10 protein-coding genes are annotated in these 12,135 nt (G+C 39.3%); 5 read left to right on the top strand and 5 right to left on the bottom strand.

Going from position 1 to position 12,135, the window contains the following annotated elements; all coding sequences use genetic code 11:
- Genes dnaA through gyrB form a run of 4 tightly spaced genes read left to right on the top strand, consistent with a single transcriptional unit; the run spans nt 1 to nt 6,123 of the window.
- Nucleotides 1-1,446 (top strand): chromosomal replication initiator protein DnaA, encoded by a 1,446-nt coding sequence (dnaA, locus tag VUI23_RS00005; RefSeq protein ID WP_342806092.1) that lies wholly within the window; start codon nt 1-3, stop codon nt 1,444-1,446.
- A gap of 20 nt (nt 1,447-1,466) precedes the next feature.
- On the top strand, nt 1,467-2,573 hold the full coding sequence (gene dnaN / locus VUI23_RS00010) for a DNA polymerase III subunit beta (RefSeq protein WP_216046794.1): 1,107 nt from the start codon (nt 1,467-1,469) through the stop codon (nt 2,571-2,573).
- A 24-nt stretch (nt 2,574-2,597) separates the two neighbouring features.
- Nucleotides 2,598-3,698 carry a DNA replication/repair protein RecF gene (gene recF, locus VUI23_RS00015; protein WP_342806094.1) on the top strand — a complete coding sequence of 367 codons (1,101 nt, stop codon included), beginning with the start codon at nt 2,598-2,600 and terminating at the stop codon, nt 3,696-3,698.
- Nucleotides 3,699-3,702: 4 nt separating this feature from the next.
- Nucleotides 3,703-6,123 (top strand): DNA topoisomerase (ATP-hydrolyzing) subunit B, encoded by a 2,421-nt coding sequence (gene gyrB / locus VUI23_RS00020; RefSeq protein WP_216046792.1) that lies wholly within the window; start codon nt 3,703-3,705, stop codon nt 6,121-6,123.
- Between the two features lie 334 nt (nt 6,124-6,457).
- Here gyrB and VUI23_RS00025 read toward each other — a convergent pair whose 3' ends face one another.
- From VUI23_RS00025 to glyQ, 3 genes are read right to left on the bottom strand one after another with little or no spacing between them, the layout of a single operon-like run.
- Nucleotides 6,458-6,892 (bottom strand): hypothetical protein, encoded by a 435-nt coding sequence (locus VUI23_RS00025; RefSeq protein ID WP_216046789.1) that lies wholly within the window; start codon nt 6,890-6,892, stop codon nt 6,458-6,460.
- 28 nt (nt 6,893-6,920) lie between these two features.
- Entirely contained in the window at nt 6,921-8,993 is a 2,073-nt protein-coding gene (gene glyS / locus VUI23_RS00030) for a glycine--tRNA ligase subunit beta (protein ID WP_342806096.1), read from the bottom strand.
- Nucleotides 8,986-9,915 carry a glycine--tRNA ligase subunit alpha gene (glyQ, locus tag VUI23_RS00035; protein WP_216046787.1) on the bottom strand — a complete coding sequence of 310 codons (930 nt, stop codon included), beginning with the start codon at nt 9,913-9,915 and terminating at the stop codon, nt 8,986-8,988. The genes glyS and glyQ overlap by 8 nt, the downstream gene beginning before the upstream one ends.
- 150 nt (nt 9,916-10,065) lie before the next feature.
- On the opposite strand from glyQ, the gene VUI23_RS00040 reads away from it, so the two are divergent.
- A complete protein-coding gene (locus tag VUI23_RS00040) occupies nt 10,066-10,629 on the top strand; it encodes a DNA-3-methyladenine glycosylase I (RefSeq protein ID WP_342806098.1) in 564 nt (187 codons plus the stop codon).
- Between the two features lies 1 nt (nt 10,630).
- On the opposite strand, the gene VUI23_RS00045 is transcribed toward VUI23_RS00040, so the two are convergent.
- Entirely contained in the window at nt 10,631-11,083 is a 453-nt protein-coding gene (locus VUI23_RS00045) for a DUF2489 domain-containing protein (RefSeq protein WP_216046785.1), read from the bottom strand.
- Between the two features lie 11 nt (nt 11,084-11,094).
- On the bottom strand, nt 11,095-11,622 hold the full coding sequence (gene yihI, locus VUI23_RS00050) for a Der GTPase-activating protein YihI (RefSeq protein WP_216046784.1): 528 nt from the start codon (nt 11,620-11,622) through the stop codon (nt 11,095-11,097).
- Nucleotides 11,623-12,135: the final 513 nt, after the last annotated feature.

Raw genomic sequence — 12,135 nt, forward strand, 5'->3', positions numbered from 1 at the left:
ATGTCTTTATGGAATAGATGCCTCGATCGTCTTCAACACGATCTTTCTACGCAAGAATTTAGTATGTGGATAAGACCGCTAAAAGTTTCAGAAGATAATCTTTATGTAACTTTGTCTGCTCCTAACCGATTCGTGCTTGATTGGGTTCGGGATAAGTACCACAGTCGTATAACCCAGTTGTTGGAAGAATTTTGTGGTCCAGAAGCGCCAAGTCTATTATTGGAAGTGACAGCTAGACAGACGTCAAACTTTGCTTCTAACAATAACAACTCAAATGGTAATTTTGCGCCTAACAATAATGGTGCGAGTAATACGGCGAAACCCAATAGCGCGCAACAACCTGCAGTAGACGTCCAAAATTCAGAAACGCAAAAACCGGATAATAAAGATTTTAATCAAAAAGCCAGTGTTTCCAGTCAAGCTCATAAAAGTAATATTAATGTAACCTACAAATTCGATAATTTTGTTGAAGGTAAGTCAAACCAGTTAGCAAGAGCTGCGGCAACTCAGGTGGCTAATAATCCAGGCGGGGCATATAACCCGCTATTTATTTATGGCGGGACCGGGTTGGGTAAAACTCACTTACTGCACGCTGTAGGTAATGGAATTATTGCAAAGAAAAAAAATGCCACTGTGGTTTATATGCATTCAGAACGTTTTGTTCAGGATATGGTAAAAGCGTTGCAGAATAATGCGATTGAATCGTTCAAACGTTACTACCGATCTGTGGATGCTTTGTTAATAGATGACATTCAGTTTTTTGCTAATAAAGAACGCTCACAAGAAGAATTTTTTCATACCTTTAATGCGTTGTTAGAAGGCAATCAACAAATCATTCTGACCTCTGACCGATATCCAAAAGAAATCGATGGGGTGGAAGATAGATTAAAATCTCGTTTTGGTTGGGGTTTAACTATTGCCATAGAACCGCCAGAACTTGAAACAAGAGTAGCGATTTTGAATCGTAAAGCCCTTGAGAACAAAATTTCATTACCTGATGAAGTGGCTTTTTTCATTGCTAAACGTTTGCGCTCAAACGTACGGGAATTAGAAGGGGCACTTAATCGGGTAATTGCCAACGCAAATTTCACTGGCCGTGCAATTACCATTGATTTTGTTAGAGAAGCGCTTCGTGATTTGTTAGCGCTTCAAGAAAAGTTAGTTACCATTGATAATATCCAAAAAACTGTGGCTGAATATTACAAAATCAAAATTGCTGATATTTTGTCAAAAAGACGTAGCCGCAGTGTAGCAAGACCACGCCAAGTGGCGATGGCTTTGGCAAAGGAATTAACCAATCATAGCCTTCCAGAAATTGGTGACGCATTTGGCGGAAGGGACCATACTACGGTTTTGCATGCATGCAGAAAAATAGTACAGCTAAGAGATGAAAGTCATGATATAAAAGAAGACTATCAGAATCTTATTCGAACACTATCTTCTTAAAATAAAAAATGAGTTTATAAATGAAATTCACCATCAGCCGGGAAAACTTTCTCCAACCTCTTCAATTAGTCTCTGGTGCTGTAGAGAGACGACATACTTTACCGATATTATCTAATGTACTAATAAAAGTCAGTGATAGTTCACTTTGGCTAACGGGTACGGATCTAGAGGTTGAATTGATCTCTAACGTAACCTTAACCGGTGAATTTGAAGAGGGCGAAATTACCGTTCCTGCCAAAAAGCTTTTCGACATATGTCGAGGTTTAGGCGATGAAAGCGAAATCAAATTCGAAGTTGATGGTAATAAAGCACTGATACGCTCAGGTAGAAGTCGATATTCGTTATCTACTTTGTCGGCCAGTGACTATCCAAATCTAGAAGATTGGGAAGGGGAAACTGAATTTGAAATTTCCCAAGCTAATCTTAAACATTTGATTGAAAGTACTCAGTTCTCAATGGCACAGCAAGATGTTCGTTATTACCTTAACGGGATGAGCCTTGAAACCGAAGAAGATATTATTCGAACTGTTGCAACTGACGGTCACAGACTAGCGTTATGTCGATTGAAATATACAGCAGCTCCTTTGCCAAGTAGACAAGTTATTATTCCTCGTAAAGGTGTATTGGAAATAAGTCGACTTATCGAAGCTGATGATAACCTTGTGAAAGTACAGTTGGGTTCAAATCACATTCGAATTTTTTCTACTGACTTTATCTTTACTAGTAAGTTGGTAGATGGTCGTTTCCCAGACTATCGCAGAGTGCTTCCCAAAGATGGTGATAAGATCATCGAGGCCAGCAAAGATATTCTTAAAAATGCTTTCTCTCGAGCTTCTATTCTATCTAATGAAAAGTTCAGAGGTGTACGCTTAAACCTTTCTAAAAACGAACTTAAAATTACAGCTAACAACCCAGAGCAAGAAGAAGCAGAAGAAATTGTAGATGTTTCTTACGAAGGTGAAGGGGAGTTAGAAATAGGTTTTAATGTTGCTTATTTAATTGATGTGTTTAATTCGTTGGGTTCTGAAAACGTTAAGATAACGCTAGCCGATTCTAATAGTAGTGCATTGATTGAAGATGCTGCTGATGATTCAGCTCTTTACGTTATTATGCCGATGAGACTGTAATTGTAGTTTAGGAAACATCGGCATATGAAGCTGGACAAAGTCCAGATCCAACATTTTAGAAATCTGCAAAATGTTGACATTTCACCTTCTTCTTCGTTGAATTTTATATTTGGTCAAAACGGTAGTGGAAAGTCTTCTTTTTTAGAGGCTCTCCACTACTTGGGTTTTGGACGGTCATTCAGAACCCTTAAACACAAAAACGTGATTCAATATGATTCGACTGAATTCAGTGTTTTTTGTGTTGTATCTGATTCTAATCATTCTCTAAAACTCGGTATGTCTCGTAAAAATGATGACTCCCTGTTGGTCAGTGTAAATGGCAACAAGTCGAATAAAATGTCTGAGCTTGTTAGTCATGTTCCTATTCAGATATTCACACCACAAAGTTCAGATTTAATAATAGGTAGTCCGTCACTAAGACGTCGGTTTTTAGATTGGGGATTGTTCCACGTGGAACCTTCATTCATTCAGACCTCTCAAGACTACCAAAAACTAGTAAAACAGAAGAACGCGCTACTACGTAAAATCGGCTTAAAAAGTAACAACGAAAATAGCACTCAGATGCAATTCTGGGACAAACAAATCATAAAGGTAGGAAACCACCTTACAGAATTGAGAAAAGGCTACCTAGATAGCATTTTGGAGCATATAAATAGCAATTTAATGCAATTTCTACCTGAGTTTTCGGTAGAAATCTCGTATCATAGGGGTTGGGAAAAAGACGCTTCACTTGAAGAGTCTATTAAAAGAAAATTTGAAAAAGATTGTCGTAATGGTTATTTAAGCGTTGGTCCACACAAGGCTGATCTGAAACTTAAATGCAATGGTGTTGAAGTTTCAGAGACCTTATCTCGTGGTCAATTGCGAATGTTGGTGGCAGCATTACAACTTGCTCAAATACAGCACCTAAGCGGTAAAACGAAAAAGTCCTGTGTATTTCTATTAGATGATGTTGGTGCTGAACTGGACGAGACTAAACGAGAATCTTTTATTGATAAACTGTTAGAAAACGAAACACAGCTTTTTATTACAGCAATCGAAAAATCTCAATTGCTGTTTATAGAGAAATACAAAAACAAGAAAATGTTTCACGTGGAACATGGCCATATGAGAGAGGAGAACTAATCAAATGGCAGAAGAGAATAACTACGATTCCTCGAGTATTAAAGTACTTAAAGGACTAGATGCAGTAAGAAAAAGACCGGGTATGTATATTGGTGATACAGACGATGGTACCGGACTTCACCACATGGTTTTTGAGGTGGTTGATAACTCCATCGATGAAGCTTTGGCTGGTCACTGTTCGGAAATTAACGTAAAAATTCACACTGATGGTTCTATTTCTGTATCAGATGATGGTCGTGGTATTCCTACAGAGATACATGAGGAAGAGGGTGTCTCTGCAGCTGAAGTTATTATGACAGTACTTCACGCCGGTGGTAAGTTCGATGACAATTCCTATAAGGTATCCGGTGGATTGCACGGTGTTGGTATTTCTGTTGTAAATGCATTATCAAAAAGACTGACCATGAAAATCCGTCGCATGGGTAAAGTATTCGAACAAGAATACGTTCATGGTGTTCCTCAAGAACCGCTAAAAGCGGTTGGTGAATCTGACACTACTGGAACCACAATACGTTTCTGGCCTAGCGAAGATACCTTTACTAATGTTGAATATCACTACGATATTTTGGCGAAAAGATTAAGAGAATTAAGTTTCCTTAACTCTGGTGTTTCCATTGTTTTATCTGATGATAGAGATGGTAAAAAAGACCACTTCAAATATGAAGGTGGTATTTTGGCATTTGTTGAATACCTCAATAGAGCTAAAACAGCCGTTCATTCAAAGATTTTCAATTTCACAACTGAAAGGGATGATGGCATATCAGTTGAAGTTGCGATGCAATGGAATGATAGCTTTAACGAAAATGTATTTTGCTTTACCAATAATATTCCCCAACGTGATGGTGGTAGTCACCTCGCTGGATTCCGTGCAGCGCTAACGCGTACATTAAATAACTACATGGAAAAAGAAGGCCTGAATAAAAAGGCTAAAACGAACGCAAGTGGTGATGATGCAAGAGAAGGGCTAACTGCTGTTATTTCAGTAAAAGTACCTGATCCTAAGTTTTCTTCACAGACCAAAGATAAATTGGTTTCTTCTGAAGTAAAACCTGCTGTTGAAACTGCAATGGGTGAAGCCTTAACTGATTTCCTTTTAGAGAATCCGACTGAAAGTAAAATCATCATTGGTAAAATTATTGATGCAGCTCGTGCTCGAGAAGCCGCTCGAAAAGCGAGAGAAATGACTCGCCGTAAAGGTGCGTTGGACTTAGCAGGTTTACCTGGAAAGCTTGCGGATTGTCAGGAAAAAGATCCTGCTAACTCTGAACTATATATAGTGGAAGGGGACTCTGCGGGAGGCTCTGCAAAGCAAGGGCGTAACCGTAAGAACCAAGCAATACTTCCATTGAAAGGTAAAATTCTTAATGTTGAGAAGGCACGTTTTGATAAAATGCTTTCTTCTCAAGAGGTAGCGACGCTAATTACTGCATTAGGCTGTGGTATTGGTAGAGATGAGTACGACCCTGAAAAGTTGCGTTATCATAAAATCATTATCATGACAGATGCTGACGTCGACGGAAGCCATATTCGTACTTTGCTTCTTACCTTTTTCTACCGTCAAATGCCTGAAATTCTTGAGCGTGGTTATATCTATATTGCACAACCGCCGCTTTACAAAGCTAAAAAGGGTAAACAAGAACAATACCTTAAAGATGACGATGCATTAACTAATTACTTAACTTCAATTGCATTAGATGACGCTTCTATCCATGTTAATTCTGAAGCACCTGGCATTTCAGGTGTTGCCTTAGAAAACTTGGTTAAGCAGTATCACCTTGCTGTGAAAATGATTAATCGAATTAGTAGGTTATATCCGAAGGTTCTTGTTAACCAATTAATTTACAGTGATATTTTAAATGTTTCTGATTTATCTGATCCAGCTAAACTAGAAGCTTTTGGTAAAACTTATATTGCTTCACTAACTGATGATGAATCTGATGGTGCAACTTACAGTTTTGAAGTTAAAGATGATGTAGAGCGCAGCAGTCATTACATATCAATTATTTTGCGTCAGCACGGTATTGATACTGAATATAAATTTGACCATGATTTTGTTGATTCAACTGAATACACCAAAATCAAAGAACTAAATGCAGCAATCAATGGCATTATGGAAGAAGGCGCTTATGTTAAACGCGGCGAGAAAACCAAACCTGTCACCGATTTTGTAAGTGCATTGGAATGGTTAATGGCCGAATCTAAACGTGGTCAGTATATCCAACGATATAAAGGATTGGGCGAAATGAACCCTAGTCAGTTGTGGGAAACTACAATGGACCCTGCTAATCGTAGAATGCTTCAAGTAACCATAGAAGACGCTATTGGTGCTGACCTATTGTTCACTACCTTGATGGGTGACCAAGTTGAACCTAGACGTAACTTCATCGAAGAAAACGCCTTGAGAGTGGCTAACCTAGACGTTTAGTCCAATAGTCTGCAAGCTTTAACTTGTAGAACCTGACAACTTGTTAAATTAATAACGCTGAGAACTTCTGTTTTCAGCGTTTTTTTCGGCTCTAAATTATTGATTTAATTCAAAAATATCAATTTTAACCGCGCAATAATAGATCAAAAAGAGCAGACGTTAGCGTTGATTTTAATGTATGGAGTAAAAGAGCGACTACTGAATAGATATGGAACATCTATTTTGTTCTGATTTAACGGGATGATAGAGGGGATATTAAGACTTTCTATGGAGGTTATAGCGTCTCACCTCCTAGGTTTCCCTAAGAGGTGAGTATGCAAGAGTTAACTAATATTTAGGATTTTTCAATATAAACAACCGGAGATTGTTCACTGGTAAAATCGATAAAAAAGTCATATGCGCCTGTTTCATCTGGAGTAAATTGAAAATTACCGCCAGGATTTTCACAGGACGACTTTGCTGCTTTACCCACAGTTAGTACTTTTCCAGCAGAGCCGGAAGGGCTGCCACAGTCATATCCAGGGGTATAATTTTCGTCTGCAAATTTAAAATCATAGGGCTGACCATCTGCGATGAGCTTCACGGTTGCCTTATACAGATTACCGTTTACTTTCTTAATTCGATAATTCTCATCAGCTTCCCACCAAGTAAAGACTCCTCGTAGATAGAAGCTTTGGTAGTCTTTTTCCATTATCTGCTCAACAAAGGTCGTTGAGCAGCCGGAAACAAAGGTGCTGACTAGAAAAATCAAAGCGATTCTATTTTTCATATTCTTGTATTTAAACCTCAACTTCGTTTTATTCGTATCTTAATAATGATATGTCGGCACACTTAAGGAACAACTGACGTAATTGCAGTAGAAGTGCGAGGCGATTATTCTTAACAGACTGATCGTCGGCCATTACCATTACATTATCAAAGAATGCATCGATACTGCTTGCCAGTTGCGAAAGAACTTGCAACACAGCTTCATAATTGGCTTTTGCCAACAATGGCGCTACTTCTTCTTGAATGCGAGATATCTCTTCGGCTAAATGTTTCTCTTCAGACTCTACCAATAGGCTAGCATCCAGCTTATATTCATCAGATACATTATTCTTATCTAATATGTTAGCTACACGTTTGTTTGCTGCAGCTAAGGCTTGAGCTGAGGGTAGTAACTTAAACTGTTTAACACCATGGATACGCGCATCGAAATCCGCAGGTGCTGTAGGTCGTCGAGAAAGTACTGCTTGTATGACATCAACTTCAATGCCTTGTTCCTGATACCAGGTTCTAAATCTACCTAAAATAAAGTCAACAACTTGTTCTTCAGTGTCGTTGTTATTTATTTTGTCTTGCAATAGTTGGTATGCATCGCTCACTAACACGGTCAAATCTACTGGTAGTTTCAGTTCAACAGCTATTCTCAATATACCTATTGCTGCGCGTCTAAGTGCAAAGGGGTCTTTGTCACCTTTAGGTAATTGTCCAATACCGAATATACCTACTAAAGTATCTAGCTTATCGGCAAGTGCAACGGCACAGCTCACGTTAGATTGGGGTAGGGCATCACCAGAGAAACGAGGCATGTATTGTTCGTTTAATGCATTTGCAACAACTGCATCTTCGCCATCGTGATTCGCATAATGCATTCCCATGATGCCTTGAACATCTGGAAATTCCATTACCATTTCTGTCATTAAATCAGTTTTTGATAATAATCCAGCTCTAGCTGCCTGGGCTTCATCGGCACCAATATGTTTGGATATTTTTGCGGCTAATTTAGAAATTCTGCGAGACTTATCCGCTAAGGTACCTAATTGTTTTTGGAATAAAACTGTTTCTAAACTATCTAGACGACTTTCTAATGTGCGCTTTTTATCAGTTTCAAAGAAGAATCGGGCATCCGCTAAACGGGGACGAATTACTTTTTCATTGCCGTGAATAACCTGAGCGGGATCTTTACTTTCGATATTGGTTACGAATAAAAATCGAGATTTAAGCTCGCCATTAGTATCTAACATCGGGAAGTACTTTTGGTCGCCTTTCATTGTATAAATTAGGGCTTCTTTTGGTACTTGTAAAAATTCGTCCTCAAAATTAGCAACTAATACTACGGGCCATTCAACCAATGCCGTTACTTCATCCAACAACTCTTGTTCAAGTTCAACTACACCGTTTTCTTGAGCTGCAGCGTCTTGAAGCTGTTGTTTGATGATATCTTGGCGGGCTTGATAGTCAGCAATTACATAATGATTTTTAAGCTGAGTTTGGTAATCGTCAGCATGGGCTAGCTCGAAGCTGGTTTCACCATGGAATCTGTGGCCGTTAACCGTTCTGCTTGACGTTAAACCTAATACTGAGCCCGCAACTATACTTTCTCCGTAAAGCATACAGAGCGTGTGTACAGGGCGTATAAATTGAATTCCTTTATTACCCCATCGCATTGCTTTAGGGATAGGTAATTTCTTTAATGCGCTTTCAACGATTTCTTCCAATAAGGTCGTTAACGTCTGACCGGCTACATTGGCAACATGTAAGAGCCATTCACCCTTATCGGTCTTGAGTCGCTGTGCTTGGTCAACACTAATACCATTTGAACGAGCCCAGCCTTCTGCTGCCTTTGTAGGATTGCCTTGTGCATCGAATGCGGCTGTGACTGCAGGACCACGTTTTTCGACTTGCTTGTCAAGTTGCTTCTCGGCCAATGCTATGACTCTGACCGCTAGGCGTCGCGGCGTGGCGAAGCTTTCGATAGCATCAAATTCTAAATCTGCTGCTTCAAAACCTAATTTAATATTATCTGCAAACGCTTGCGCTAAGTTCTTCAGTGCTTTTGGTGGAAGTTCTTCTGTTCCTAATTCAACTAACAAATTTTCTTTACGCATCACCTTTGCCTCCCTGTTTTGCGTCATCTTTACACATGGGAAACCCGAGTTTTTCACGACTTTGGTAGTAGGCTTCTGCTACTGCTTTTGCCAGAGTGCGCACTCTTAGTATGTAACGTTGGCGTTCTGTTACCGATATTGCGTGACGTGCGTCTAACATATTAAATGCGTGAGATGCTTTCATTACTTGTTCGTAAGCTGGAAGTGGAAGTCCTGCTTCAATTAGTCGTTGGCTATCTTTTTCGCATTGATCAAAGGTTCCAAACAAGGCTTTAACATCTGCATGTTCAAAATTATAAGCAGACTGTTCAACTTCATTTTGATGAAAAACGTCGCCATAAGTTACTTTACCCATTGGGCCGTCAGTCCAGGTCAAATCATAGATACTGTCGACACCTTGGATGTACATTGCTAAACGCTCTAAGCCGTAGGTAATCTCGCCAGTGACAGGGGCGCATTCCAATCCGCCTACTTGCTGGAAGTAAGTAAACTGAGTGACTTCCATTCCGTTTAACCAAATTTCCCAACCAAGACCCCAAGCGCCCAAAGTGGGGGACTCCCAGTTGTCTTCAACAAAGCGTATGTCGTGCACTAATGGATCAAAACCTAACTCTCTAAGTGAATCTAGGTAAAGCTCTTGAATATTATCAGGTGAAGGTTTGAGCATTACCTGGAACTGGTAATAATGTTGTAGACGATTTGGGTTTTCACCGTAGCGTCCATCTGTAGGACGACGACAAGGTTGCACATAAGCGCTGCTTATCGGCTCGGGCCCTAAGGATCTTAAAAATGTCATTGGATGGAAGGTACCTGCACCCACTTCCATATCTAATGGCTGGATAATTACGCAGCCTTGACGAGCCCAAAAATCCTGCAATGCGAGGATAAGGCCCTGAAACGTCTTAATATCAAACTTTTGCATGTACAATCACTACATTATCGGTTACTAAAAAAATGCCCGCAAGTATACCTTTTGTCTTGCTTTGAATGTAGGCTAATTCATCGAATTTTGTAATAAACATGCAAGTTAAGCCCAAGTTGTTGGGAATTTTGCGTGAAATAAGGAAAGAATGTGGATACTAATCGCTGTAGTTGGGTGGGCAAAGATCCAATTTATCAAGAATATCATGACAAGGTATGGGGTAGGCCGGTCAGGGACCCTATCGATTTGTTTGCTAAATTGTGTCTAGATGGTCAACAGGCGGGACTAAGCTGGATTACGATTCTAAAAAAACAACAAAACTATGAAGCTGCATTCCACAATTTTGAACCAACAAAAATCGTACTATTTGATGACCAAGATATCGAACGTTTAATGTTAGACAAAGGCATAGTCAGAAATCGTTTAAAAATTAAATCTATCATTAACAACGCAAAAGCTTATTTAAAAATGCAAGAGGAGGGGATTGAATTCGATCAGTTTATTTGGAGTTTTGTCGGCAATAAGGTGATAACAAATCATTGGGTTAGCGCCAGTGAAGTGCCAACCTCTACACCAAAATCTGAGGAAATGTCTAAAGCCCTTAAGAAAAAGGGCTTTAGCTTTGTTGGTACGACGATTTGTTATGCGTTTATGCAGGCGGTAGGGCTAGTCAATGACCACACTACCGATTGCCACTGCTATAAACAGGCCTAAACTAGTTAAAACTAAGTGACCTTATCATCACCATTTCTTTTAAAATAGCAGACTCCAATTTGGCCTCTTGTTCTTCTCTATTTTGGTCTTGCTGCGCTCTTACTTCAGGTGCCAAAGCTTTGCGCTGTTGGTGCGTAGGCAACTCCCTAACTGCCAAAAACAAATTATACAGATTGGGATAGTCCCGTTGGCAATTTGGTGGTGACGCCACAGGTACACTGTCTAACAAGTTGACCAATCTAATCGCACCTTCAGATAAGTTACATTGCTGCTGTTCTACTGCCAAGGCAATGGTGTGAACACTTTCCATAATTCTAACGACACGATCTTGTCTTGCTTTTTGTTGGGCTTGTTTCTGTCGTTTTAATTGAAACAGTAATTTGCCTGCATAAAACGCGAGAGACCCAATGATCAAAAGTGCTAACGCTACCAGCGTATACTCTAAAACCGACAAAACCTTATCTCCTATTTAAATTCATCTATGTTAATAGACTCAAAGCGTGCAAAAGGATCGTCTTCTTTACCTTCAACTTGCTTGTCTTTTGCTTCAGGTTCTACATCTATACCTAGCAGTTCACATAATTCTCTATGTCTGGCGAGTTTTCGTTCGACATAACGTTTATCGTCAGCATTCAATGCTATTCCACTATCCATGTTGTCTAGCAAATTATTCAAACGTTCATTATCTTCCAGTTCTGCTAGCTCTTGAGCGGGGGAGAAATATTTCGGTTTACTTGGTTTAGGTTTAGATTTGAATTCCTTCGGCTCTACAATTAGCTGAATAGGCTTTTTACTGCCGATGCGAGGATCGTTTTGCTTCGATTGATTCGGCGCCTGCTGGTTAAGTTCCACGGCGCTATGACGACTTCCCGAGGGATTGCCTTTATGCTTTTTAGGTTTAGTGTTGGTTGGATCTTTGGGCTTTCTTGGCGCCCAACTTTCTTTAGGGACACCAATGCGTCCAACTTTACGTGATTTTTTTACTCTAGCCATAATTGATTGCCATATTAAGTCGATTCTTCATTTTAGCGCATTTTAAACCTACATATACAGATTTAATATGCTTGCTGAATTGGTTGAATCGATTGACTTAATTTGACGTTATAAAGACGCAGATAAGAAAAAAGGTAACAGGAACCTGTTACCTTTTAAATATAGAGTGTCTTATGACACTTCTCCCGTTACGTGTTCATCCTAAACCTGTATTGCTTTCCTTGTCTTGCACTTCACTTTTTATTATTGCTAACGAAGTTGTTATATTGTTTTGGGTCTTCCTGACGCTTTATAGTTAATCCATAATTTCCAAAATGGAACCTCAATGAACAGCGGATTGTTATTATTATTATTAGCTGTTCTAACTTCCCTGACAAACCTTATAAGGTTTGTTAATCCTTCTTTTTATTTGCGCAAAGAATACAGCAAAAAATAAAATTTACAACTTATTTACATCTATTAACAAAAAAAGTGAACCTTTTAGTCTAAAAAGGTTCACTTTTTTGTCGAAAT

It is taken from the genome of Alteromonas sp. M12 (genome assembly GCF_037478005.1).
GTDB classification, from domain to species: Bacteria; Pseudomonadota; Gammaproteobacteria; order Enterobacterales; family Alteromonadaceae; genus Aliiglaciecola; species Aliiglaciecola lipolytica_A.